General features: G+C 64.7%; 25 protein-coding genes. 15 read left to right on the top strand and 10 right to left on the bottom strand.

What is annotated here, in order from left to right:
* Positions 1-93: 93 nt before the first annotated feature.
* A complete protein-coding gene (locus tag RR928_RS06525; RefSeq protein WP_332547600.1) occupies positions 94-780 on the bottom strand; it encodes a YceH family protein in 687 nt (228 codons plus the stop codon).
* A 20-nt stretch (positions 781-800) separates the two neighbouring features.
* Between RR928_RS06525 and purN the strand changes: the two genes are divergently transcribed.
* The gene (gene purN, locus RR928_RS06520; protein ID WP_332681875.1) at positions 801-1,385 is read left to right on the top strand and encodes a phosphoribosylglycinamide formyltransferase; all 585 of its coding nucleotides are present in this window, start codon (positions 801-803) and stop codon (positions 1,383-1,385) included.
* A gap of 30 nt (positions 1,386-1,415) precedes the next feature.
* Here purN and RR928_RS06515 read toward each other — a convergent pair whose 3' ends face one another.
* Positions 1,416-1,694, bottom strand: a complete 279-nt coding sequence (locus RR928_RS06515) for a DUF1653 domain-containing protein (RefSeq protein WP_442881583.1) — start codon at positions 1,692-1,694, stop codon at positions 1,416-1,418.
* 75 nt (positions 1,695-1,769) lie between these two features.
* Between RR928_RS06515 and RR928_RS06510 the strand changes: the two genes are divergently transcribed.
* Entirely contained in the window at positions 1,770-3,041 is a 1,272-nt protein-coding gene (locus tag RR928_RS06510) for an RsmB/NOP family class I SAM-dependent RNA methyltransferase (protein ID WP_332534027.1), read from the top strand.
* Between the two features lie 116 nt (positions 3,042-3,157).
* A complete protein-coding gene (locus RR928_RS06505; RefSeq protein WP_332681863.1) occupies positions 3,158-4,381 on the top strand; it encodes a DesA family fatty acid desaturase in 1,224 nt (407 codons plus the stop codon).
* On the opposite strand, the gene RR928_RS06500 is transcribed toward RR928_RS06505, so the two are convergent.
* The 4 genes from RR928_RS06500 to trxB all read right to left on the bottom strand — a co-directional run bounded on the left by RR928_RS06500 (position 4,382) and on the right by trxB (position 7,385).
* Positions 4,382-5,557 carry a S8 family peptidase gene (locus tag RR928_RS06500; RefSeq protein WP_332534029.1) on the bottom strand — a complete coding sequence of 392 codons (1,176 nt, stop codon included), beginning with the start codon at positions 5,555-5,557 and terminating at the stop codon, positions 4,382-4,384. It lies immediately after the preceding gene.
* A 240-nt stretch (positions 5,558-5,797) separates the two neighbouring features.
* Entirely contained in the window at positions 5,798-5,968 is a 171-nt protein-coding gene (rpmG, locus tag RR928_RS06495; protein WP_008904999.1) for a 50S ribosomal protein L33, read from the bottom strand.
* A gap of 20 nt (positions 5,969-5,988) precedes the next feature.
* Positions 5,989-6,222: a 50S ribosomal protein L28 gene (rpmB, locus tag RR928_RS06490; protein ID WP_159910637.1), complete on the bottom strand. Its 234-nt coding sequence runs from the start codon at positions 6,220-6,222 to the stop codon at positions 5,989-5,991.
* A gap of 212 nt (positions 6,223-6,434) precedes the next feature.
* Entirely contained in the window at positions 6,435-7,385 is a 951-nt protein-coding gene (gene trxB / locus RR928_RS06485; RefSeq protein WP_213294571.1) for a thioredoxin-disulfide reductase, read from the bottom strand.
* A gap of 223 nt (positions 7,386-7,608) precedes the next feature.
* Between trxB and RR928_RS06480 the strand changes: the two genes are divergently transcribed.
* The gene (locus RR928_RS06480; RefSeq protein WP_332534030.1) at positions 7,609-9,933 is read left to right on the top strand and encodes a DNA translocase FtsK; all 2,325 of its coding nucleotides are present in this window, start codon (positions 7,609-7,611) and stop codon (positions 9,931-9,933) included.
* 27 nt (positions 9,934-9,960) lie between these two features.
* A complete protein-coding gene (lolA, locus tag RR928_RS06475) occupies positions 9,961-10,593 on the top strand; it encodes an outer membrane lipoprotein chaperone LolA (RefSeq protein ID WP_332534031.1) in 633 nt (210 codons plus the stop codon).
* A 7-nt stretch (positions 10,594-10,600) separates the two neighbouring features.
* Here lolA and brnQ read toward each other — a convergent pair whose 3' ends face one another.
* Entirely contained in the window at positions 10,601-11,911 is a 1,311-nt protein-coding gene (gene brnQ / locus RR928_RS06470; protein WP_332681836.1) for a branched-chain amino acid transport system II carrier protein, read from the bottom strand.
* A gap of 261 nt (positions 11,912-12,172) precedes the next feature.
* Between brnQ and RR928_RS06465 the strand changes: the two genes are divergently transcribed.
* On the top strand, positions 12,173-13,477 hold the full coding sequence (locus RR928_RS06465; RefSeq protein WP_332534033.1) for a replication-associated recombination protein A: 1,305 nt from the start codon (positions 12,173-12,175) through the stop codon (positions 13,475-13,477).
* Between the two features lie 3 nt (positions 13,478-13,480).
* Here RR928_RS06465 and RR928_RS06460 read toward each other — a convergent pair whose 3' ends face one another.
* Complete coding sequence (locus tag RR928_RS06460) at positions 13,481-14,248, bottom strand: sulfite exporter TauE/SafE family protein (protein ID WP_332681834.1); 768 nt, start codon at positions 14,246-14,248, stop codon at positions 13,481-13,483.
* A 91-nt stretch (positions 14,249-14,339) separates the two neighbouring features.
* Here RR928_RS06460 and RR928_RS06455 point away from each other — a divergent pair, with 91 nt between their 5' ends.
* The 3 genes from RR928_RS06455 (at position 14,340) to RR928_RS06445 (ending at position 17,506) form a co-directional block, all read left to right on the top strand.
* Positions 14,340-15,356 carry a LysR family transcriptional regulator gene (locus RR928_RS06455; protein ID WP_332534035.1) on the top strand — a complete coding sequence of 339 codons (1,017 nt, stop codon included), beginning with the start codon at positions 14,340-14,342 and terminating at the stop codon, positions 15,354-15,356.
* A 469-nt stretch (positions 15,357-15,825) separates the two neighbouring features.
* Complete coding sequence (locus tag RR928_RS06450; RefSeq protein WP_332534036.1) at positions 15,826-16,473, top strand: DUF47 domain-containing protein; 648 nt, start codon at positions 15,826-15,828, stop codon at positions 16,471-16,473.
* A gap of 22 nt (positions 16,474-16,495) precedes the next feature.
* On the top strand, positions 16,496-17,506 hold the full coding sequence (locus tag RR928_RS06445; protein WP_332547597.1) for an inorganic phosphate transporter: 1,011 nt from the start codon (positions 16,496-16,498) through the stop codon (positions 17,504-17,506).
* A gap of 57 nt (positions 17,507-17,563) precedes the next feature.
* On the opposite strand, the gene RR928_RS06440 is transcribed toward RR928_RS06445, so the two are convergent.
* On the bottom strand, positions 17,564-18,019 hold the full coding sequence (locus RR928_RS06440; protein WP_332534038.1) for a hypothetical protein: 456 nt from the start codon (positions 18,017-18,019) through the stop codon (positions 17,564-17,566).
* A 43-nt stretch (positions 18,020-18,062) separates the two neighbouring features.
* Entirely contained in the window at positions 18,063-18,596 is a 534-nt protein-coding gene (locus RR928_RS06435) for a GNAT family N-acetyltransferase (protein ID WP_332534039.1), read from the bottom strand.
* Between the two features lie 124 nt (positions 18,597-18,720).
* Between RR928_RS06435 and rpsP the strand changes: the two genes are divergently transcribed.
* The 6 genes from rpsP (at position 18,721) to RR928_RS06405 (ending at position 22,827) form a co-directional block, all read left to right on the top strand.
* A complete protein-coding gene (rpsP, locus tag RR928_RS06430; RefSeq protein WP_159910627.1) occupies positions 18,721-18,972 on the top strand; it encodes a 30S ribosomal protein S16 in 252 nt (83 codons plus the stop codon).
* A gap of 79 nt (positions 18,973-19,051) precedes the next feature.
* The gene (gene rimM / locus RR928_RS06425) at positions 19,052-19,621 is read left to right on the top strand and encodes a ribosome maturation factor RimM (RefSeq protein ID WP_332534040.1); all 570 of its coding nucleotides are present in this window, start codon (positions 19,052-19,054) and stop codon (positions 19,619-19,621) included.
* 51 nt (positions 19,622-19,672) lie between these two features.
* Positions 19,673-20,440: a tRNA (guanosine(37)-N1)-methyltransferase TrmD gene (gene trmD, locus RR928_RS06420; protein ID WP_332534041.1), complete on the top strand. Its 768-nt coding sequence runs from the start codon at positions 19,673-19,675 to the stop codon at positions 20,438-20,440.
* Between the two features lie 136 nt (positions 20,441-20,576).
* Positions 20,577-20,981, top strand: coding sequence for a 50S ribosomal protein L19 (rplS, locus tag RR928_RS06415; RefSeq protein WP_332534042.1), 405 nt, complete (start codon positions 20,577-20,579; stop codon positions 20,979-20,981).
* Positions 20,982-21,072: 91 nt separating this feature from the next.
* Positions 21,073-21,780 carry a CoA pyrophosphatase gene (locus RR928_RS06410; RefSeq protein ID WP_332534043.1) on the top strand — a complete coding sequence of 236 codons (708 nt, stop codon included), beginning with the start codon at positions 21,073-21,075 and terminating at the stop codon, positions 21,778-21,780.
* A 60-nt stretch (positions 21,781-21,840) separates the two neighbouring features.
* Entirely contained in the window at positions 21,841-22,827 is a 987-nt protein-coding gene (locus RR928_RS06405; protein ID WP_332534044.1) for a CobD/CbiB family protein, read from the top strand.
* The last annotated feature ends 24 nt before the right edge of the window (positions 22,828-22,851 follow it).

Raw genomic sequence — 22,851 nt, 5'->3', positions numbered from 1 at the left:
GTCAGTCTCCTGTGATGGGAGATTTGTAGCACGCCCGTGCTTTTTTGTGCTGTCCGCAGCGGGACACCCGGCGCCGGGCTTGTCGCGCGCTGCTCAATCCTGCGTCGGTGCGGACGTCGGCTCCACGCCCAGCTGCTGGCACAGCGCATGGAGTTGCGCTTCGAGCTGCTCCACGCGCGCTTCTAGCGCCGCAATGCGCTGCTCGGCTGCGCTGCTGGTCGCAGCGCGCGCGGCCGGCGCCGCGGGCAGGGCCGACAGATCGATGGGGCCGCTGAGCAGCGTTGCCCAGCGCGGCTCGCGCGCGCCCGGCGCACGCGGCAGCAGCACCACCAGCGGGCCGCCTTTTTCCTCGCTGCGCTCCTGCAGTTCATCGAGAAAGGCCTCGACCGAGGAAATATCGGCAAAGCGGTGCCAGCGCTCGGCGTTCAGCCGCAGCTCGGCCGCGGTCTGCGGGCCGCGCAGCAGCAGCAGCGACAGCAGCACCGCCGACTGCTCGGGCACGCCCACGCCGCGCGGGAAGTTGTGCTCCCAGCGCTGGGTGCGGTTGCCGCTCACGGGCGTCACCAGGCTCTGGCGCAGCAGATCGTCGAGCGCCTGCTGCACATCGCCTTCATCGAGTTCCATGACGGGATCGCGGCTGCTTTTCTGGTTGCAGCCGTTGACCAGGGCATTGATGGACAGCGGATAGCTGTCGGGAACCGTGCGGGCCTTTTCCATCAGCGTGGCAAGCACGCGCGCCTGGACGGGATTCAACGGGGTGGAGCGTGGGTCAAAGGGCATGGATGAGACAATCGGTGGCAATGAAAAACATCGTGATTTTGATCTCTGGCGGCGGCTCCAACATGGCAGCCATCGTGCAGACCGCCCGGCAACAGGACTGGGCCCGGACCTTGAACGCGCGCGTCGCCGCGGTCATCAGCAACAAGGCCGACGCCAAGGGCCTGGAATTTGCGCGTCAGCATGGCATTGCCACCGACGTGCTCGACCACAAGACCTTTGCGAGCCGCGAAGCGTTCGACGCGCGCCTGAGCGAAGTCATAGACCAGTACCAGCCCGCGCTGGTGGTGCTGGCCGGCTTCATGCGCATTCTGACACCAGGCTTCGTGAACCATTATGCGGGCCGGCTGGTCAACATCCATCCTTCGCTGCTGCCGGCCTTCACCGGCCTGCACACGCACCAGCGCGCGATCGACGCGGGCTGCAAGTTTGCCGGCGCCACGGTGCATGAAGTCACGGCCGAGCTGGACGTAGGCCCCATCCTGGAGCAGGCCGTGGTGCCGGTGCTGCCGGATGACACGGCGCAGACGCTGGCCGCGCGCGTGCTGGTGCAGGAGCACGCGATCTACCCGCTGGCAGTCGCGAACTGGCTCAGAAAGCAGGGCTGAAGCGTTCGCTCTGGCCTCAAGCTCAGAGCGTCATGCGCGCGCCGCGCTTTCGGCTTCGGGCGAGTAATCGCCCAGCCGCGTGAACCGCAACTGGCGCCGGCCGTCGATTTCCACGCTTTCGGCAAACATCGCCGCGGGCCGCACCCACAGGCCGCGCGCGCCGTACAGCGCGCGGTACAGCGTCATGGCTTCGAGCGTTTCGCTGTGGCGCACCATGTCTATCACCTGGTAGAGCCCGCCCTTGTAGTGGCGGTAGAGGCCGGGCGGCGTGGCGTTGAGCGGGGGCAGGTCGGAGTCGGTGGCGGTCATTGTCGGCATTCGTACTGAAACGCGCACAGTACCAGCGAATGCCGGGGACACTCCGCAAATGGGACAATCGCTCCCATGCATCCCAACGCCCTCCTTGATGCTTGCTCCGAACTGGTCAAGCGCACCCTGACATTTGAACACCCGGCCGACGCCGTGGTGTCCCGCTTTTTCCGTGAAAACCGTGGACTGGGCCAGCGCGAACGCGCCGCCCTGGCCGAAACGGCCTACACCGTGCTGCGCAAGAAACTGCTGTTCGAAAGCCTTGCGCGTTCGGGCAGCGGCCCGCGCGAGCGCCGCCTCGCGATCCTGGGCTACCACGGCCCGCGCGACTTCCTCAAGGCCGCGCTCAACGACCAGGAAATCGCCTGGCTGGCCCAGTGCGACGCGGTCAAGCCTGAAGAACTGATGGAGCCGCACCGCCACAACCTGCCGGCCTGGCTGGTCGAGCCGCTCAAGGCCCAACTGGGCGACGGCTTCTGGCCGCTGGCGCAAAGCATGGAAGAGGGCGCTCCGCTCGACCTGCGCGTCAACGCGTTGAAGGACAAGCGCGCCGATGTGCAAAAAGAGCTGCTCAAGGCCGGCATACGCTCCGTGCCCACGCCGTTCTCCCCCTGGGGTCTGCGCGTCGAAGGCAAGCCTGCGCTGACGCGCTACGACGTGTTCACGCGCGGCGCCATCGAAGTCCAGGACGAAGGCTCGCAGCTGCTGGCGCTGTTGCTGGACGCCAAGCGCGGCGAGATGGTGGTCGATTTCTGCGCGGGCGCGGGCGGCAAGACGCTGGCCATAGGCGCGAGCATGCGCAGCACGGGCCGTCTGTATGCGTTTGACGTGTCGGGCCACCGCCTCGAAGCGCTCAAGCCGCGCCTGGCGCGCAGCGGGCTGTCGAACGTGCATCCCGCGGCGATCGCGCATGAGCGCGACGAGCGCGTCAAGCGCCTGTCGGGCAAGATCGACCGCGTGCTGGTCGATGCGCCCTGCTCGGGCCTGGGCACGCTGCGCCGCAATCCCGATCTCAAGTGGCGCCAATCCGAAGAGGCGATTGCCGAGCTGACCGTCAAGCAGGCATCCATTCTCGACAGCGCCGCGCGTCTGGTGAAGTCGGGCGGACGCCTGGTCTACGCGACCTGCTCCATCCTGCCCGAGGAAAACGAGGCGATCGCCGAAGCGTTCAGCGCGGCCCACCCCGACTTTGTTCCGCTCGAAGCCGCGGAACTGCTGGAGCAGCTCAAGGTGGCCGCGGCGGCCAGCCTGTGCAGCGGCGGCGAGTCGGGTGGCCGCTACCTGCGCATGTGGCCGCATCTGCATCAAACCGACGGCTTCTTCGCCGCGGTCTGGGTGCGCAAGTAGCCTCTTGTTGCCAATGACCTGTAAGTGCGGGTAATTGGCAGGCATCCTCCACGGGCCTGGCCCTAAAATGAAACACCGCTTTTTCAGGCGGTGTTGCTTTTTGGGAAGGTCGTGCCATGTGGAATTTCAATGGAGCGTTCTCGGGCGCGATGCTCGACTGGCTGGGCCATGGGCTGCTGCGCCTTTCCTGGTGGCAGCTGCTGCTGGTCGCACTGGCCACCACCCACCTCACCATCGTCGCCGTCACGGTCTTCCTGCACCGCTGTCAGACCCATCGCGCGCTGGAGCTAGGCCCCATTCCGTCACACATCTTCCGCTTCTGGCTGTGGCTGTCCACGGGCATGGTCACGCGCGAATGGGTCGCGGTACACCGCAAGCACCACGCCAAATGCGAAACGCCCGACGATCCGCACAGCCCGCAGCAGCGCGGCCTGCGCACCGTGCTGTGGCGCGGCGCCGAGCTCTACCGCAGCGAAACCACCAATGCGCAGACCTTGCGCACCTATGGCCAGGGCACGCCGGATGACTGGCTAGAGCGCCGCGTCTACGGCCGCTTTCCGGGCCTGGGCATCGCGCTGCTGCTGGCGATCTACCTGCTGCTGTTCGGCTTCGCTGGGCTGGCGCTGTGGGCCGTGCAGATGGCCTGGATTCCATTCTGGGCCGCGGGCGTGGTCAACGGCATAGGCCACTACTGGGGCTACCGCAACTTCGAGGTCAAGGACGCGAGCCGCAATATTTCGCCCTGGGGCCTGCTGATCGGCGGTGAAGAGCTGCACAACAACCACCATACCTATCCGACCGCAGCCAAGTTCTCGGTCAAGCGCCATGAGTTCGATATCGGCTGGGTCTACATCCGGCTGCTGCAGCGCCTGGGCTGGGCGCGCGTCAAGAAGCTGCCGCCGCGCTGGCAGGAAGGCGAAGTGCGCGCCGAAGCCGATGAAGCCACGCTCGAAGCCCTGATTGCCCACCGCTACGAAGCCATGGCGCGCTATGCGCGCGGCCTGCGCGCGGCCTGTGCCGTCGAAGTCGAGAGTCTCAAGGCGCGGCGCGCCGACCGCGCCCAGGTCTCCTTGCTCAAGTCCGTGCGGCGCTCCCTGGTGCGTGACCAGGAGCGGCTGCCGCAGCGCGCGCGCGCGCAGATCGATCAGGTGCGCGCCGCGCATCCGGTCATAGACCAGATGCTGACCATGCGCGAGGAACTGCGCCAGCTGTGGCTCAACACTTCGCACACGCGCGAGCAGCTCACGGCCGATCTGCGCGCCTGGTGCCGCAAGGCCGAGGCCAGCAATATCCGCGTGCTGCAGGAATTCTCCATCGCGCTGCGCGCGGTGCGCGTCTGACTACGGCGCCGTGACCAGGCCCTGACCCACATCGGATTCATCGGTGTTGGCGACAAACACGTTCTTGCGCGCATTCGATATCAGCCGTGCCGAGACATTGCGTGCCGTGGGCTTGATGTCCGCCTGGCGCAGGAACTGCCACCACAGCGCGGCAACGCCGGCCACATGCGGGCAGGCCATGCTGGTGCCGCTGATGGTGCGCAGTCCGCCTCCGGGCCAGGCCGAGGTGATGTCGACACCGGGCGCCGACAGCCGCGCCTGGATGTTGGAGAAATCCGCGACCATGAACTTGCCGTCGGTGCGCCCGACGGCCGCCACCGAGATCACATCGTCCGCCGAGGCCGGCAGCGAGGTCGCGATGCGGTATTCGCGCTTGAGCGCGCGCCGGCTTTCGTTGCCGGCCGCGGCAATCACCAGCGGGGCGACGCCAAACGCCGCCTGGGCCTTGAGCACGGCCATGATGGCATCGAACATGCGCAGATTGCCGCCATAGGCTTCGAGCGCCGTGGATGTCGCCAGGTCCAGCGGCCAGCCGTCGGCCATGAGGCGCGAGACCATTCCGGGAAAGTCAAAGCCCAGCGACATCGAGATGATGTCGGCCTGCTGCTCCATCGCCCAGGTGAGCGCGTGGAACACCATTTCGGACTGGCCCGCGCCATCGTCGCCCAGCACCTTGCCTATCAGCGCGCGCTCCACACCGCGCGCCACGCCCACGCGCTGCTGGCCGTCGTTGCGCCCGAAGATGGTGCCCGCGCAATGCGTTCCATGGCCGTTGCGGTCGCCATTGCCGTGGTCGCTGAAGTCCTTCTCGACCAGCGTCATGCCGGCAAACGCGGGATGGTCGCGGTCTATGCCGGTATCGAGCACGGCAATGCTCACGCCGGCGCCGTCGTAGCGGCTCTTGTCGGCACGCACCGCCCGTATGCCCCAGTTGCTGGCCAGCGCCGTGCGCGGCAGCACGGGCTTCAACTCGACCGGGCTGATGAGCCGCGTGGGCATGGTGGGCACCACCAATTGCACCTGGGGATCGTTCTTGAGCTCACTGACCGCATGTTCGGGCAGGTGTTCGGTGGACACCGCGGGCAGAGCGCTTTCCAGCGAGAGTATGCCGGTGTCGAGTTCACGTTTGCTGATGCGGCGCTGATAGACGTATTTCAGAATGATGTAGCGTTTCATTTGCGCTCCACGGGGCGGTCTGCAGCAGCCGAATGACCTCCCATTCACAGCTGTGTCTGCCGATCATCGATAGTGTGCGCTCACTTGGATGGGGCTGCAATACGGAGCACAGGAGGGTGTGCCCTAGTTGCCGGGGAGTGCAATGCAGTATGTGCGCCAACGAAAAAAGGACACCGAAGTGTCCTTTTTCAAGAAGCTTGAGAGCGTGCAGCCTGAGCCGCGGCCACTCTCGGGAAGCGCTTACTTGAGCTTCATTTCCTTGTACTCGACATGCTTGCGAGCCTTGGGATCGAACTTCATGATCAACATCTTTTCAGGCATTGTCTTCTTGTTCTTGGTAGTGGTGTAGAAGTGACCGGTACCCGCAGTGGATTCCAGCTTGATCTTGTCGCGTCCGCCTTTAGATGCCATGGTATTTCTCCTTCAGGGAATTAGGCTTGGCCACGGGCACGCAGGTCTGCGAGCACGGCGTCGATACCGTTCTTGTCGATCAGGCGCAGAGCAGCGCTGGAAACGCGCAGGCGCACCCAACGGTTCTCGGTTTCCACCCAGAAACGACGGTACTGCAGGTTAGGCAGGAAACGACGCTTGGTCTTGTTGTTGGCGTGGGAAACATTGTTTCCCACCATGGGCTTCTTGCCCGTTACATCACATACGCGTGCCATGAGGACACTCCGATAGTTTTTTACAGCCGTGGTCACCGAGCCCTGCACAGTTGCGCAGGTCGTGTCCATGGCCTCACCTCGCCAGAATTCGGGTGGCGGTAACCCGTCGCTGAACCTGTGGCAAGCCTTGCACGCCCCCTGTGGGGCATGCTCAAATTCAGCAAAGCCTGCGATTATAGGCGCCGCGCCTTGGCGCGTGCCAGCGAAAGACCTTATTCCTGCTCGAGGAAGCGCTGTGCGTCGAGCGCGGCCATGCAGCCCGTGCCGGCGCTGGTGATGGCCTGGCGGTAGACATGGTCCTGCACGTCGCCCGCGGCAAACACGCCGGGAACGCTGGTCTGCGTGGCAAAGCCCTTGAGGCCGCCTTGCGTGACGATGTAGCCGTTTTCCATTTCCAGCTGGCCCTGGAAGATGTCGGTGTTGGGCGAGTGACCGATGGCGATGAAGCAGCCTTGCAGCGCGATGTCTTCGGTATGGCCGTCCTGCGTGCTCTTGAGGCGTATGCCGGTCACGCCGGATTGGTCGCCCAGCACTTCGTCGAGCGTGAAATGGGTCTTGAGCTCGATCTTGCCGGCCTTGACTTTCTCGTGCAGCTTGTCGACCAGGATGGGCTCGGCCTTGAACTTGTCGCGGCGGTGGACCAGCGTGACCTTGCTGGCGATGTTGGACAGATACAACGCTTCTTCGACGGCCGTGTTGCCGCCGCCGACCACGCAGACCGGCTGCTCGCGGTAGAAGAAACCGTCACAGGTCGCGCAGCCCGAAACGCCGCGGCCCATGAAGGCCTCTTCGGAAGGCAGGCCCAGGTACTTGGCCGAAGCGCCGGTGGCGATGATCAGCGCATCGCAGGTATAGGTGCCCGAGTCGCCGGTCAGCGTGAACGGGCGCTGGCTGAAGTCGACCTTGTTGATATGGTCGAAAACGATTTGCGTCTGGAAGCGCTCGGCATGCTGCTGGAAGCGCTGCATCAGTTCGGGGCCTTGCACGCCCATCACGTCGGCCGGCCAGTTGTCCACGTCGGTGGTCGTCATCAGCTGGCCGCCCTGGGCCATGCCGGTCACGAGCAGCGGCTTGAGGTTCGCACGGGCGGCATAGATGGCGGCGGAATAGCCTGCGGGGCCGGAGCCGAGAATCAGAACTTTGGCGTGTTGCGTAGTGGACATGGTTGCACTCATGGAAAACATGCCGACGGTCGGCATGTGGAGGTAGACAGATGGTGGAGTATCTCCCGCACGCGGAGTTTCCGTGTGCGTGGCGCTTCAATCACCGGCATTGTAAAAAATCATCAAATGCTTGAAATTTGAACGTCTTGTTGCAAGTGTCTGCGTTCTCCCACACGGCAAGTCCTGTGCGCGGGCGGGCGGTGGGGTAAGCTCCCGCTTGCGTATGACTTACACATTGAATGCCCTGAACGGTTCCTCAGGGAAATCATCCACCCGCACCGGCCTGGCCCGCTTCGGCCATGAAGTCAGCCTCATCGTGGGGCTGCTGGCGCTGGTGTTCCTGCTGCTGTCGCTGCTGAGCTATTCGCCGCAGGACCCGGCATGGTCGACCTCGGGCGCGCTCGAAGGGGGCTGGGTGCACAACTGGTTCGGGCGCTCGGGCGCCTGGCTCGCCGACACCTGCTATTTCGGCTTCGGCTTCTCGGTCTGGTGGCTGGTGCTGGCCGCCGTGAGCAATTGGCTGGGCTCGCTGCTGCGCTGGACGCGCGGCGGCGTCGCGCCGGCCGACCCGCTGTGGCTGCGCCGCCTGCGCTTCTGGGGCGGGCTGGCGCTGCTGATGATGGCCAGCACTTCGCTGGAATGGTCGCGCATGTACCGTTTCGAATCGCTGCTGCCCGGGCACGCGGGCGGCGTCGTCGGCTATGTGTTCGGCTTGCACGGCATGCAATGGCTGGGCTTCACCGGCTCGGGCCTGGCCGGCATCGTGCTGCTGGTGCTGGGCACGGCGCTGGTGTTCGGCTTTTCCTGGGGCCAGCTCGCCGAGCGCATGGGCAAGCGCATCTATTCCATGGTGCGCGTGAGCCGCGCCCAGCATGAGAAGGCCAAGGACGTCGCCGTGGGCCGCAAGGCCGCGCGTGCGCGCCAGGTCGATGTGCAGGAAGAGCGCACCGAAAGCGTCGAGAGCCATCCGCTGCCGGTGCAGATCATCGAGCCGGTCATGGAGGCCGCGGCCGCGCCCAGCGAGCGCGTGATCAAGGAAAAGCAAAAGCCGCTGTTCCACGAGCTGCCCGACACCAAGCTGCCCCAGGTCGAACTGCTCGACGCGGCGCAGCAGCGCCAGGAAACGGTCTCGGCAGATACGCTGGAAATGACCAGCCGCATGATAGAGAAGAAGCTCAAGGATTTCGGCGTCGAGGTGCGCGTGGTCGCGGCCATGCCCGGCCCGGTGATCACGCGCTACGAAATCGAGCCGGCGACCGGCGTCAAGGGCTCGCAGGTCGTCGGCCTGGGCAAGGACCTCGCGCGCTCGCTGTCGCTGGTCTCGGTGCGCGTGGTCGAAACCATTCCCGGCAAGAACTACATGGCGCTGGAGCTGCCCAACGCCAAGCGCCAGTCGATACGCCTGTCCGAAGTGCTGGGCTCCAAGGTCTACCACGATGCCAAGAGCATGCTGACCATGGGCCTGGGCAAGGACATCGTCGGCAATCCCGTGGTCGCCGACCTGGCCAAGATGCCGCATGTGCTGGTCGCGGGCACCACCGGTTCGGGCAAGTCGGTGGGGATCAACGCCATGATCCTGTCGCTGCTCTACAAGGCCGAGGCGCGCGACGTGCGCCTGCTGATGATAGACCCCAAGATGCTCGAAATGTCGGTCTACGAAGGCATTCCGCACCTGCTGTGCCCCGTGGTCACCGACATGAAGCAGGCGGCCAACGGCCTGACCTGGTGCGTGGCCGAAATGGAGCGCCGCTACAAGCTGATGAGCAAGCTGGGCGTGCGCAATCTTGCGGGCTACAACGCAAAAATCGACGAAGCCAGAGCCAAGGAAAGCTTCATCTACAACCCGTTCAGCCTCACGCCCGAGTCGCCCGAGCCGCTGGACCGCCTGCCGCACATCGTGATCGTGATCGATGAGCTTGCCGACCTGATGATGGTGGTCGGCAAGAAGATCGAGGAGCTGATCGCGCGCCTGGCGCAGAAGGCGCGCGCCGCGGGCATCCACCTGATTCTCGCCACCCAGCGCCCCAGCGTGGACGTGATCACCGGCCTGATCAAGGCCAACATCCCGACCCGCATTGCCTTCCAGGTCAGCAGCAAGATCGACAGCCGCACCGTGCTCGACCAGATGGGCGCCGAAGCGCTGCTGGGCATGGGCGACATGCTCTACATGGCCAGCGGCACCGGCCTGCCGATACGCGTGCACGGCGCTTTCGTCAGCGATGAGGAAGTGCACCGCGTCGTCAACTACCTCAAGGAACAGGGCGAGCCCGACTATATCGAAGGCGTGCTCGAAGGCGGCGTCGTCGATGGCGATGGCGAAATCGGTGGCGATGGGGATGGAAACGGCGAAAAAGACCCCATGTATGACCAAGCTGTCGAAGTGGTCCTCAAGGACCGCAAGGCCAGCATCTCGTACGTGCAGCGCAAGCTGCGCATAGGCTACAACCGCTCGGCGCGCCTGCTGGAAGACATGGAAAAAGCCGGTCTGGTGAGTTCGCTCACGACCAGCGGACAGCGCGAGGTGCTGGTGCCGGCGCGCAATGAATAGGTGCTTGCGCCATAGGATGGAGAGTGTATGAAGCGATTTGTGACCAGTATCTTGTTGGTGGCCGCAGCCGGCCTGGCCCAGGCCGACGGCCTGCAAAGCCTCGAGGCGTTCATGCAGGGCGCGCAGGCGGGCAAGGCCGACTTCACGCAGACCGTGACGGCACCGGCCAAGGACGGCCAGGCGGCGCGCAGCAAGACTTCGAGCGGCCAGTTCTCGTTCCAGCGGCCAGGCCGTTTCAAGTTCGAATACCGCAAGCCGTTCGAGCAGGTGATCGTCGCCGACGGCAAGACGCTGTGGATGTACGACGCCGACCTGAATCAGGTCACGCAGCGCGCCCAGGCCAAGGTGCTCGACGCCACGCCCGCGGCCATTCTCGCCTCGGCGGCCAGCGTCCAGGCATTGCGTGCCGATTTCGACCTCAAGGCCGCGCCCGACCAGGACGGCCTGCAATGGGTGGAGGCCTTGCCCAAGGCCAAGGACGGCCAGCTCAAGAGCGTGCGCGTGGGCTTTGCGGGCGACAAGCTTGCGGCCGTCGACATGCTCGACAGCTTCGGCCAGCGCTCGCTGATGCGCTTCACGGGCGTGCAGACCAGCGCCAGCCTGCCCGCGGAAACCTTCAAGTTCGTCGCGCCCAAGGGCGCTGACGTGCTCGCGCCTTAAACCGTTCTCAGGCGCGCGCGCGCACCGGCTGCAGCCTGTCCATCAGCGCGCAGGCCATCAGTGTGGCGGCCACGGGCAGCAGCCAGCCCAGGCCCATCGCGGTGCCCGGCAATTGTTCCAGCCATTGCGGCGTCCAGCCGCTCATGCCTATGGCCTGCAAGGCGTTGAGCAGGCCAAACACCAGCGCGACCAGCATCACCGGCACGAACACGCGCGGCGCCGACTTCCACATGCCTGACAGCAGGCTCAGGCAGACCAGTGCGATCGCCATGGGGTAGATCGCCACCAGCACCGGTACCGCGACCGTGATCAACTTCTCCAGTCCCTGGTTGGCAAGCAGCAGGCTCACCAGGCTCAGCGCGACCACCATGCCGCGATAGGACGAGCCCGGGACCAGGTCGCTGAAATAGGTGGCGCAGGCGCTGACCAGGCCCACGCCCGTGGTCAGGCAGGCCAGAATGATCACCGCCGCGAGCAGCACCATGCCGGCCGTGCCGAAAGTGTGCTGCACGTATGCCGTCAGGATCTGCACGCCGCTGCTGGCATCGGGAACCATGGAGCCGCTGTGCGCGCCCAGGTGCATCAGCGAGATGTAGACCAGGCACAGCCCCAGGGCTGCGATCATGCCCGCGATGATTGCGTAGCGCGTCTGCAGGCGCGCATCGGTCACGCCCGTGTCCTTGATGGCGTTGACGATCACGATGCCGAACACCAGCGCACCCAGCGCATCCATGGTCTGGTAGCCCTGGGTGAAGCCTTCGGCCAGCGCGGCCTGCTGGTAGTCGCCTGTACTGGGAAGCATGCTTCCCGCGGGCAGCAGAAACGCCGCACCGCCAAGCACGGCCAGCGCCAGGATCAGCACCGGGGTGATGATCTTGCCGACGTTGTCCATCAGCTTGCCGGGAAACAGCGCCAGCAGCATGACCAGCGCGAAATAGCCGCAGGTGTAGCCGAGCAGCGCGCCGGCGCCATGGCCCACGAATGGCGCCAGGCCCATTTCAAACGAAACGGTGGCGGTGCGCGGCGTGGCGAACAACGGGCCTATGGTCAGATAGACTGCAACCCCGAGCAGCGTGCCGCCGACGCGGCCCAGCGGTGCGGTGATCGCATCCATGCCGCCGCCCACGCGCGCCAGCGCGACCACGGTCAGCAGTGGCAGGCCCACGCCCGTGAGCAGAAACCCCAGCGCCGCGCTCCACAGGTGCTCACCCGCGGCCAGGCCCACCATGGGCGGGAAAATGATGTTGCCAGCCCCCAGGAAGAGCGCAAAGGTCAGGAAGCCAAGCGCGATCAGGTCGCGCGTCTGTAGGGTCTGCATAAGAAGGAATTTGTTCCGGATGCTGTCTGCCGGTGCACGAAAAGGGTTGGATTCTAAGTGGGCGCCCACTGGTTGGTAGGACAAGGGCGGCATGGCCTGTCGGCGGGCCCAGGTTTGACCGGGCCTATTGTCTGCGCTGCGTGCCTGCACGCCGGCAAGCGGCTAAGCTTGGTGGCACAGCTTCGCTGCTGCGTTCCATTACTGCCATGCATATTTATCTTCACTGCTACTTACCTGCGGCCCTGCACCTGGAGGCAAGCCATGCCTGACCTTTTCACGCAGGATCCGGTGGCGCCGCTGGCCGAAGCCCTCAGGCCCAGGACGCTGGACGACGTCGTCGGCCAGTCGCACCTGCTGGGCGAAGGCAAGCCGCTGCGCCTGGCTTTTCAGTCGGGCAAGCCGCATTCGATGATTTTCTGGGGGCCGCCGGGGGTCGGAAAGACCACGCTGGCACGCCTCACGGCGACCGCTTTCAAGTGCGAGTTCATCGCGCTGTCTGCGGTGTTCTCGGGCGTCAAGGACATACGCGCGGCGATGGAGCAGGCCCAGCAGAACCTGGCCATGGGCAAGCACACCATCCTGTTCGTCGACGAAATCCACCGCTTCAACAAGTCCCAGCAGGATGCGCTGCTGCCCTATGCCGAAAGCGGCCTGGTGACGTTCATAGGCGCAACCACCGAGAACCCGTCGTTCGAAGTCAACTCGGCGCTGCTGTCGCGCGCCCAGGTCTATGTGCTCAAGTCGCTGACCGACGACGAACTCAAGCTGCTGCTGCAGCGCACGCAGGAAAAGGCGCTGGGCGAGCTGTCATTCGACGAACCGGCAACGGATACCCTCATCGGCTATGCCGATGGCGACGCGCGCCGCTTTCTGAACCTGCTCGAGCAGACCAGCACCGCGGCCCGCACCTCGGGCATCACGCGCATCACGGCGGAGTTTCTCGAAAACGCCTTGACGCTGAACGCGCGGCGTTTCGACAAGGGCGGCGACAACTTCTACGACCAGATTTCGGCGCTGCACAAGTCGGTGCGCGGTTCGCACCCCGACGCCGCGCTCTACTGGCTCACGCGCATGCTCGACGGTGGCGCCGATGCGCGCTATCTGTCGCGGCGCATCGTGCGCATGGCCTGGGAAGACATAGGCCTGGCCGACCCGCGCGCCATGCAGATCGCCAATGATGCCGCGCTGACCTACGAGCGGCTGGGCAGCCCCGAAGGCGAGCTGGCGCTGGGCCAGGCGGTGATCTATCTGGCGATCGCGGCCAAGAGCAATGCGGGCTACAACGCCTACAACCAGGCCAAGGCCTTCGTGAAGCAGGACAAGAGCCGCGAAGTGCCGGTGCATCTGCGCAACGCGCCCACCAAGCTGATGAAGGAGCTGGGTTACGGCCACGAATACCGCTATGCGCACGACGAGCCCAATGCCTATGCGGCCGGTGAAACCTATCTGCCCGACGGCCTGGCCGAGCCCGGCTGGTACCGGCCCGTGCCGCGCGGCCTGGAAAGCAAGATTGGCGAGAAGCTGGCGCTGCTGAGGAAATGGGACGAGGAAGCCGGAAAAACGTAGGCCTCAACCCGGGCCCAGCGTGCTGGCGCCAAGGAAATGGGGCAGGGCCGAGGCCATCAGCGCGATGCCCGAGCTGGTGAGCAGCAGCAGCACCATCTGGCGAAAATGCGCTTCGCTCAGCCGCACATAGAGTTTCGCGCCCAGTAGCGTGGGCACCAGCATTGCCGGGGCAACGATGGCGAAAAAGGGCAGCATGTCGCGGGTGACGATGCCGGTGGCGAGATAGGTTCCCATGGTGACCAGCAGCATGGACAGGTTGAAGTTCTGGATCACCGCGCGCTGCGCGTCCTTGTCGAAGCCCTTGAGCGTGCACCACAGCGTGGGCACGGCGCCGGTCATGCCGCCGATTCCGCCCATCACGCCGCCCACCATGCCGGCCACGGCATCGCCCAGGCGACCGCCGGCCTTCCATCGGGGCAGCTTGCCGGCAAACAGCATGCAGGGACACCAGATCACCAGCAGCGTGCCCAGCAGCAGCTTGAACCAATGGATGCTCAGGTGCGGAAGAACCGCCACGCCCAATGGAACGCCTGCCAGGCCGCCGAGCACGAACGGCAGCAGCAGCTTCCAGTCAAAGCCGCGCCGCACGCTCAACGCGGCAATGATCTGGCCGGTCAGCGCGCCGAACACCGTCAGTGCTGCGGTCAGTCGCGGCTCCAGCGTCCAGACCCAGAAGGACATCGCCACCATGCCAAAGGCAAAGCCCGACAGCCCCTGCACAAAGCCCGCAGCGATCGCTCCCACGGCCGCCCAGACATAGACCTGTTCCATTGTTCTCTCCCCTTGTCTTGATGGGGGTGATTGTCCGGCTGGCTCATAAGTAGATAATTTGGAATTCATATATATCGATATGAATTTTCTTATGTCGTCACGCATTTCGGATCTACCCGCCACGGGACTGGCCCAGCGCCTGGCCACGCGCCTTCGGATGAAGCACCTGCTGCTGCTGCAGGCGATCCGCGCGCACCGCTCGCTGACCCGGGTGGCCGAGCAGATGGCGACCAGCCAGCCCGCCGTGACCCAGAGCCTGGCGGAGCTCGAGGCGCTGTTTGGCGCGCCGCTGTTCCAGCGCACTTCGCAGGGCATGGTGCCCACGCCGACCGGGGAGCTGGTGCTGTCGCGCTGCGAGACCATGCTGGCCGATCTGCGGCACTGGGCCGATGACATCGAGGCCGTGGGCCAGGGACGCGCGGCGCACCTGCATGTGGGCGTGATTCCTTTCCTGCCGGGCAAGCTGCTCGCGGCGGCCATAGCGCGCACCCGCGCGCAAGGCCGGGAAGTCACGGTCACGCTGTATGAAGACACCAGCGACCAACTGCTGCAGAAGCTGCGCGCGCACGCGCTTGACTGCGTGATCGGCCGCACATCGGCGGTGCTCGACATGTCGCAGCTGCGCCATGAGATCCTGTATGCGCAGGAACCCCGCCTCATTGCCCACCGCCGCCTGGCGGCGCGGCTGGCGCGGCGGCCGCTGCAGTGGAATGAGCTGACCGGGCTGGATTGGGTGCTGGGGCCGCGCAGCACGCCCATGCGCGAGCAGATCACCGATTTTTTCTTGCGCGCCGGCGTCAAGCCGCCGCCGCCGTTTGTCGAAAGCCTGTCGGCCAAGCTGATTGGCGAGCTGGTGGCCGCCAATGAGCGCGCGGTGTCCATCGTGCCTCTCGATGTGGCCGAGGAACTGGTGCGCATTGCGGGCGTGGCCATTGTGGCGCATCGTTTTGACTGGAGCCTGCCGCCGATCACGCTGTTCCGGCGCGAGTCGGGCGCTGAATACGACGAGGTGAATGTGTTTGCGGCAGCGCTGCGTTCGGTCAGCGCCTCCATTGCAACGCAAGCGCCGAGCCGGGTGCAGCCCGCGCAGGTTTCCCATTTGCCTTGAACTTTCACTTCCAGGATTGCGCTGAACCGCTTCGGTTTGCATTAAATGCACTCGCGAATCGATTCGACCCTGCGCGATTCAACGTGTTTTTTTGCGATTTTTTTCGGTTGTGCGCAATCTGGCACAAATCGTGCAACGGCTTATGACATATTTTCGTCTTTTGAGTGAAAATCTACGCTGAAGCCTGTCACATTCGGGGTGTTCCACGCCGACCCTTTCTGGCTTTTTCGGGCTGTTGGTTTTATGACTAACAGCGCCGCAAGCCGCAGCCCGCCTTGATATTCAGCTCCCGGCGCCGAGGGCGGCAAGGTTTGCGCAAGCGCTCATTCATCGCATATGCGTTCGATTACGAGACTATTACATTGCCCGGAGTACACTTCGCCCCGTTGACGCCGGCAAGCCCCTGCCCAGCATTCGTGTGTGTGTATGTTCGCCTGCGTGCCCGTCAGAAACCCTGGTAAGGAATCCCATGCTATTTGGCAAGCTGCTGCCACGCGAAGGTAATTTTTTTGAAATGTTCAACCAGCACGCGGATCGCATTGTCGAAGCCGCGCATGCGTTCTCGCAGCTGGTGGCGAACTACAACGACCTGCATCTGCGTGAAAAGTATGGACAGGACGTCGACAACGCCGAGCGCGCTGCCGACCGTGTGACCCACGACGTGAACAAGGCCTTGCACCGGACCTTCATCACGCCCCTGGACCGTGAGCAGATCCACTCGCTGATCAACACCATGGACGACGTTGCCGACCTGATCCAGGACTCGGCTGAAACCATGGCGCTTTATGACGTGCGTCATATGACAGACGAAATCAAGCGCCTGACCGACCTGAACGTCAGGTGCTGCGAGCGCGTGCGCGATGCCGTCAAGATGCTGGACCGCATCTCCGACGCCAACACCGCCGAAGCCGCGCTCAAGACCTGCGAGGAAATCGACCGCCTCGAATCCGATGCCGACCGCGTGATGCGCTCGGCCATGAGCAAGCTGTTCCGTGAAGAGCCCGATGTGCGTGAAGTGATCAAGCTCAAGGCGATCTACGAACTGCTCGAAACCATCACCGACAAGTGTGAGGACGTGGCCAATCACATCGAGGGCATCGTCCTCGAGAATTCCTGATACGGCGCGGAGTCCTGAAATAATGGAAACCGTACAAGCCGCCCTCTGGGTCGTGGTCTTGCTGGTGGCGCTGGCCTTGCTGTTCGATTTCATGAACGGCTTTCACGACGCGGCCAACTCGATTGCGACCGTCGTCTCCACCGGCGTGCTCAAACCCGCGCAGGCCGTGGTCTTTGCCGCCTTCTTCAATGTCGTCGCGATCTTCGTGTTCCACCTGAGCGTTGCCGCGACGGTGGGCAAGGGCATTGTGCAGCCGGGCATCGTCGACACCCATGTGGTGTTCGGCGCGCTCGTCGGCGCGATCGCCTGGAACCTGATCACCTGGTACTACGGCATTCCCAGCAGCTCCTCGCATGCGCTGATCGGCGGCATCGTCGGTGCAGTGATTGCCAAGGCGGGTGCTGGCTCGCTGATCGCCAGCGGCATCTGGAAGACCGTGGCCTTCATCTTTGTGTCGCCGCTGCTGGGCTATCTGCTCGGTTCGCTGATGATGGTGCTGGTCGCCTGGATCTGCCGCCGCGCCAGACCCAACAAGGTCGACAAGTGGTTCCGGCGGCTGCAGCTGGTTTCGGCCGGTGCCTACAGCCTGGGTCACGGCGGCAATGATGCGCAAAAGACCATTGGCATCATCTGGCTGCTGCTGATCGCCACGGGCTACACCAGCGTCAACGACGCTTCGCCGCCTACCTGGACCATCATTTCCTGCTACATCGCCATTGGCCTGGGCACGATGTTCGGTGGCTGGCGCATCGTCAAGACCATGGGCCAGAAAATCACCAAGCTCAAGCCCGTGGGCGGCTTCTGCGCCGAAAGCGGTGGCGCGCTGACGCTGTTCATCGCCACGGCCATGGGCGTGCCGGTCTCGACCACGCACACCATCACCGGTGCCATCGTGGGCGTGGGCTCGACCCAGCGTGCCAGCGCGGTGCGCTGGGGCGTGGCCGGCAACATCATCTGGGCCTGGGTGCTGACCATTCCGGCCAGCGCGTTTGTCGCCTCGATTGCCTATTGGGTCAGCCTGCAGATCTTCTGATCTTGCGCCGCACCCATATGAAAGCCGTCGTCCTCTGGGGCGGCGGCTTTTTTCATTTCAGTTCTGCGGCTGGGAAATCCTGCGCGCTTCCTCGATCTGATACTCGAAGTAATGCTGAAAGCTGTAGGCCAGGCTGGCCATGAGCACCGTGGCACCCATCATCAGCGACAGACCTATGCCGAACACCGTGAACCAATGGGTGCGGCCTGGGGCGGCGTCGGCGCTCGCGCCAGGGTTGAAGCGTGCGTTCCAGGCGTCGGCCGGCGTCAGGCCGTACAGGATGGCGCGCAGCGCGCAGCCGGCGATGGTGAAGCCCAGCAGCGGAATCAGCAGCCAGCTGAGTTGGTCATCCTGGCCCAGTTGCTGCACGCGCTGAATGCCATAGATGCCCAGCGCCGTGGGCAGCGGCAGCAGCCAGCCGCGCCAGTCGCCCAGGCCGAACAGGTAGAAACGGTGCAGGCCCAGCGGCCCGCCGAGGAAGGCCAACCACGCGGCCAGGGTCTTGCTTTTCATGCGGCCATTATTGGTGCGAAGCCCCGGCCCGGCTAGCCCGGGATTACGCCTTGTCGACCGGCGCCGTGGTGTCGCCTTCGCCCAGCGTCTTTTCCATCAGCACGATGTCGAGCCAGCGGTCGAACTTCCAGCCCATGGAGCGCATCACGCCGATTTCGCTGAAGCCTGCCGCGCGGTGCACGCCGATGGAGCCGGCGTTGGCCGAGTCGCCGATCACCGCCAGCAGCTTGCGCACGCCCGCGGCCTGCGCCTGGTCGCAAAGCGCCTGCAGCAGCAACCGGCCCACGCCCTGGCCGCGTGCGGAATCCGCCACATAGATCGAGTCCTCGGCCGAGAAGCGGTAGGCGGGCCGCGGCTTGAACCAGTTGGCGTAGCTGAATCCCAGGATCCGGCCGTCGTCACCTTCGGCCACGAGGTAGGGCAGGCCGCGCGAAAGCACATCGGCGCGGCGTGCAGTCATGTCCTGCTCGTTGGGCGGGTCAATCTCGAAAGTGCCCGTGCCATGCAGCACGTGGTGGCGGTAGATTGCGGTGATTGCAGGGATGTCTGACTCGTGGCTGGTGCGGATATTAGGCATAAATGAAAGAAGTCGATATAATCGTGAGCTTTGCTGCGTGTCGCTGGCCGGGTGGCCATGTCGCGTGTCTCAACGTGGCAGAAAACATTGCAGCAATTGCTGCAAACCACCCAAAGGATAAATTATGGTCGTCATTCGACTTTCTCGCGGCGGCTCCAAGGCCCGTCCTTTCTATAACATCGTTGTGGCTGACAAGCGCACCCGCCGTGATGGCGCCTTCATCGAGCGTCTGGGTTTCTACAACCCAACCGCACGTGGCGGCGAAGAAGGTCTGCGCATTGCGCAAGACCGTCTGACGTACTGGAAGAGCGTGGGCGCACAATCGTCGCCTACGGTGGACCGCCTGATCAAGCAAGCCTCCAAGGCAGCTGCTTAATCTGACGCTTCCCTGAAGGCGGGTTCCGTGGCTTATGCTTGCGGAACCCGCCTTTTTTTGTTTATCAAGATTTAGCACCATGGCCCTTTTTCCTGTCTTCGAACCCGCTCAACTGCCTGCCGACGCCGTAGAGGTCGGCCGCATTGCGGACGCCTGGGGTGTCAAGGGATGGTTCAAGGTGCTGCCTTTCAGTGCCGACGCCGAAGTGCTGCTGTCTTCCAAGCAATGGTTTCTGCAGCCGTCCGAGCGCGGCGCGCGCACGTTCACCGGCACCGTGCTGATGCCGGTCAAGCAGTCGCGCGAGCATTCGGGCTCCATTGTCGCCACCGCCGAGGCCGTGGCCGACCGCACGGCGGCCGAAGCGCTCAAGGGCGCACGCATTTTTGTCTCGCGCGCCGAGTTTCCCCAGGCCGCCGAAGACGAGTACTACTGGGTCGACCTGCTGGGCCTGGACGTGATCAACCGCGAAGGCCTGGTGCTGGGCCAGGTCAAGGACCTGATGTCGACCGGTCCGCAGACCGTGCTGGTGATTGCCTACGAGGAAGATGGGAAAACGCTGGAGCGCATGATCCCGTTTGTGTCGGCCTATGTGGACAAGGTCGAACTGTCGGAGCGTCGCATCACGGTCGACTGGCAAACGGATTATTGATGGCCTGTGTTTCGTTGACGCTGCCCATGCCGTGCAGGAAGGGTCCAAGCCATGCGTTTTGACATCATCACCTTGTTTCCGGAGCTGTTCGCGCCGTTTCTCGCCAGCGGCGTCACGCGCCGCGCCTATTCCTCGGAGCAGGTCAAGGTACGGCTGTGGAATCCGCGCGATTTCGCTCAGGGCAATTACCGCCGCGTCGACGACCGGCCGTTCGGCGGCGGCCCGGGCATGGTGATGATGGCCGAGCCGCTGCAGGCCTGCCTGGATGCCATCCGTGCCGACCGCGCAGAAGGCCCGGACGCACAGGCGCCGCTGGTGCTGTTCTCGCCCATTGGCAAGAAGCTCGACCACCCCTCGGTGGAGCATTGGGCGCAAGGCCCGGGCGCGATCCTGCTGTGCGGCCGCTATGAAGGCATTGACCAGCGTTTCATCGACACCCATGTGAACGCGCAGATCAGCCTGGGCGACTTCGTGCTGTCCGGCGGCGAAATCGCCGCCATGGCTCTGCTCGACGCGGTCACGCGGCTGCAGCCCGGCGTGCTCAACGACGAAGGCAGTCACCAGCTCGACAGCTTCAACCCCAGCCTCAACGGCCTGCTCGACTGCCCGCATTACACGCGTCCCGAAGTCTGGCAGGGCCAGGAAGTGCCGCCGGTGCTGATGTCGGGCCACCACGCGCTGATCGAGCGCTGGCGCCGCGACCAGAGCCTGGAGATCACGGCGCGCAACCGGCCCGATCTGCTGGCCCAGGCGCGCGAAGCCGGGCATCTGACCCGCAAGGACGAAGCAGTTTTGGCAAAAATAGCAGACGGGCTATAATCGAGGGCTGTCGATCCTCTGCCGGCCGCTGCATTCGAGGAGCCCGAGCTCATAGCTCTGGGCAAGCAATGCAGCCATACAGCACCAATCCCGGTGCTTGCCAATTGTGGCGCGGACAAGATCGTTGGATGTAACCATGAATCTGATCCAGACTCTTGAGCAGGAAGAAATTGCCCGCTTGAACAAGACCATCCCCCCGTTTGCTCCTGGTGACACCGTCATCGTGAGCGTGAACGTGGTTGAAGGCGCGCGCAAGCGTGTGCAGGCCTACGAAGGCGTCGTGATTGCCAAGCGCAACCGCGGCCTCAACAGCGGCTTCACTGTTCGCAAGATCTCCAGCGGTGAAGGCGTGGAGCGTACGTTCCAGACGTACAGCCCGCTGATCGCCGGTATCGAAGTCAAGCGCCGCGGTGACGTGCGCCGTGCCAAGCTGTACTACCTGCGCGAGCGCAGCGGCAAGTCGGCACGTATCAAGGAAAAGCTGCCAGCTCGCAAGACGGCAGCCGCGCCTGCAGCAGCAGCGCCCGCTACCGCCGCCTGAATCGCCTAGGCGCTTCGGGAAAGCCGCTACAGTTCGCTGTAGCGGCTTTTTTATTTTTGCGGGCGCTCCGCATTTTTTCCGGGACAGGTCTGTGCTCCCTTCTACCTCGGTTTCTCCCCGCCCCAGCCTCCTGGCGCCGGGCTTCGATCCGCGTTCGGTGCCGGTGCTGGCGGTGGACAGCCATCTGCCCGCCGTGCCCGCAAGCGCGCAGACGGCGCAGGCGCTGCGCCACCGCTTCGCGGCGCCGCCGCTGTGGTCGCCCGAGATCGAACGCGAACGCCGCTTGTCCGACCGCGCGCCGGCCGAAGCCGCGGTGCTGATCGCCATCGTGCAGCGCGCCGAGCCCATGGTGCTGCTGACCGAGCGCACGCTCCATCTGTCCGCGCATTCGGGCCAGGTGGCGTTTCCGGGCGGCAAGCGCGACCCCGAGGATGCGGATGCGACCGCGACGGCGCTGCGCGAAGCCCAGGAAGAGGTCGGCCTGGACCCGGCGCTGGTTGAAGTGCTGGGCAATCTGCCGCCCTACGTGACCGGCACCGGCTTTGTCGTGACGCCGGTCGTGGGCCTGGTGCCGGCCGATGCGCGCTACCAGCCCAACCCCTATGAGGTGGCGGACCTGTTCGAGGTGCCGCTGGCCTTCGTGCTCGACCCCGCCAACCACCAGCGCCATGCGCTCGATCGCCCCGAAGGACGGCGCGAATGGTTGTCCATGCCCTACCAGGACGGCGCCGTGCAGCGCTATATCTGGGGCGCCACCGCGGGCATGTTGCGCAACTTCTATCGCTTCATGCAGGCTTGAAAAGCTCCGACCCTGGCGAGTTGAGGTCCACCTGTTGCAGAGGCAAAGTATGATGGCCGCATGAGTTTCTTCGCCATCCTGTTTGCCTTGCTGATCGAGCAGGCCCGCCCGCTGGCCCGCAGCAATGCCGTTCACGCGGGATTGCGCGCCTGGACCGTCTCCGTGCGCCGCAATTTCGATGCAGGCCAGTCGTATCACGGCTGGGTCGCCTGGGGCCTTGCCGTGCTGGCTCCGGCGTTGCTCGCCCTGGGCGTGCACCTGTTGCTGACGTGGCTTGTGGGCTGGCCGCTGGCCCTGGTCTGGAATGTTGCCGTGCTCTACGTGACGCTGGGCTTTCGGCAGTTCAGCCACCATTTCACGCGCATCCGCGATGCGCTCGAAGGGGCCGATGAATTCACCGCGCGCGAAGAACTCGCCCAATGGCAGCAGGTCGACACCACCGAGGTGCCGCGCAGCCAGGTGGTGCGCCATGTGATCGAGTACTCGGTGCTCGCGGCCCACCGCCATGTGTTCGGCGTGCTGTTCTGGTATTCGGCGCTCGCGGCGCTGGGCCTGGGGCCCATGGGTGCGGTGCTGTACCGTTCGGCCGAGTTCGTTTCGCGCTACTGGTCGCGCCAGGGCTTCATGGGCGCCCAGCCCGTGAGCGAGCGCCTGCAAAGCGCGGCGCGCCAGGCCTGGATGTGGATCGACTGGCTGCCCGCGCGCCTCACGGCGCTGAGCTTCGCGGTGGTCGGCAGCTTCGAGGAAGCGATCGACGGCTGGCGCTTCCATGCGCAGCGCTTTCCCAACGACAACGACGGCGTGCTGCTGGCCGCCACGGCGGGCGCGATCAACGTGCGCCTGGGCGGCGAAGCGCTGAAGGCGCGCGAGGACGCATCGCTGATGCCGGGCTTCGATGGCGAGGCCGACTTCGACGACAGCGACTCCACACCGGGCCGCCTGCCCGAGCTGAGCCACCTGCGCAGCGTGGTGGGCCTGGTCTGGCGCTCGGTGGTGGTGTGGCTGCTGCTGCTGGCACTGCTGACGCTGGCGCGCCTGCTGGGCTAGTTCCCTGCGCCCCCAATGGGGCGC

The organism is Comamonas sp., assembly GCF_036666375.1.
In the GTDB taxonomy this organism is placed as follows: domain Bacteria; phylum Pseudomonadota; class Gammaproteobacteria; order Burkholderiales; family Burkholderiaceae_C; genus Comamonas.
Note: the sequence above shows the minus strand (reverse complement) of the source record. Positions and strands in the feature narration are given on the sequence as shown.

Bases quoted from the DNA above. Each gene is read 5' to 3' on its own strand.
- RR928_RS06445 (WP_332547597.1), top strand. From the start codon at position 16,496: ATGGAAACCGTACAAGCCGCCCTCTGGGTCGTGGTCTTGCTGGTGGCG.
- RR928_RS06455 (WP_332534035.1), top strand. From the start codon at position 14,340: ATGTCGTCACGCATTTCGGATCTACCCGCCACGGGACTGGCCCAGCGC.
- RR928_RS06450 (WP_332534036.1), top strand. From the start codon at position 15,826: ATGCTATTTGGCAAGCTGCTGCCACGCGAAGGTAATTTTTTTGAAATG.
- RR928_RS06515 (WP_442881583.1), bottom strand. From the start codon at position 1,694: ATGACCGCCACCGACTCCGACCTGCCCCCGCTCAACGCCACGCCGCCC.
- RR928_RS06505 (WP_332681863.1), top strand. From the start codon at position 3,158: ATGTGGAATTTCAATGGAGCGTTCTCGGGCGCGATGCTCGACTGGCTG.
- RR928_RS06460 (WP_332681834.1), bottom strand. From the start codon at position 14,248: ATGGAACAGGTCTATGTCTGGGCGGCCGTGGGAGCGATCGCTGCGGGC.
- brnQ (WP_332681836.1), bottom strand. From the start codon at position 11,911: ATGCAGACCCTACAGACGCGCGACCTGATCGCGCTTGGCTTCCTGACC.
- rimM (WP_332534040.1), top strand. From the start codon at position 19,052: ATGGCCCTTTTTCCTGTCTTCGAACCCGCTCAACTGCCTGCCGACGCC.
- trxB (WP_213294571.1), bottom strand. From the start codon at position 7,385: ATGTCCACTACGCAACACGCCAAAGTTCTGATTCTCGGCTCCGGCCCC.
- lolA (WP_332534031.1), top strand. From the start codon at position 9,961: ATGAAGCGATTTGTGACCAGTATCTTGTTGGTGGCCGCAGCCGGCCTG.
- rplS (WP_332534042.1), top strand. From the start codon at position 20,577: ATGAATCTGATCCAGACTCTTGAGCAGGAAGAAATTGCCCGCTTGAAC.
- purN (WP_332681875.1), top strand. From the start codon at position 801: ATGAAAAACATCGTGATTTTGATCTCTGGCGGCGGCTCCAACATGGCA.
- RR928_RS06440 (WP_332534038.1), bottom strand. From the start codon at position 18,019: ATGAAAAGCAAGACCCTGGCCGCGTGGTTGGCCTTCCTCGGCGGGCCG.
- rpsP (WP_159910627.1), top strand. From the start codon at position 18,721: ATGGTCGTCATTCGACTTTCTCGCGGCGGCTCCAAGGCCCGTCCTTTC.
- RR928_RS06435 (WP_332534039.1), bottom strand. From the start codon at position 18,596: ATGCCTAATATCCGCACCAGCCACGAGTCAGACATCCCTGCAATCACC.
- RR928_RS06405 (WP_332534044.1), top strand. From the start codon at position 21,841: ATGAGTTTCTTCGCCATCCTGTTTGCCTTGCTGATCGAGCAGGCCCGC.
- RR928_RS06525 (WP_332547600.1), bottom strand. From the start codon at position 780: ATGCCCTTTGACCCACGCTCCACCCCGTTGAATCCCGTCCAGGCGCGC.
- RR928_RS06500 (WP_332534029.1), bottom strand. From the start codon at position 5,557: ATGAAACGCTACATCATTCTGAAATACGTCTATCAGCGCCGCATCAGC.
- RR928_RS06480 (WP_332534030.1), top strand. From the start codon at position 7,609: ATGACTTACACATTGAATGCCCTGAACGGTTCCTCAGGGAAATCATCC.
- RR928_RS06510 (WP_332534027.1), top strand. From the start codon at position 1,770: ATGCATCCCAACGCCCTCCTTGATGCTTGCTCCGAACTGGTCAAGCGC.
- rpmB (WP_159910637.1), bottom strand. From the start codon at position 6,222: ATGGCACGCGTATGTGATGTAACGGGCAAGAAGCCCATGGTGGGAAAC.
- trmD (WP_332534041.1), top strand. From the start codon at position 19,673: ATGCGTTTTGACATCATCACCTTGTTTCCGGAGCTGTTCGCGCCGTTT.
- rpmG (WP_008904999.1), bottom strand. From the start codon at position 5,968: ATGGCATCTAAAGGCGGACGCGACAAGATCAAGCTGGAATCCACTGCG.
- RR928_RS06465 (WP_332534033.1), top strand. From the start codon at position 12,173: ATGCCTGACCTTTTCACGCAGGATCCGGTGGCGCCGCTGGCCGAAGCC.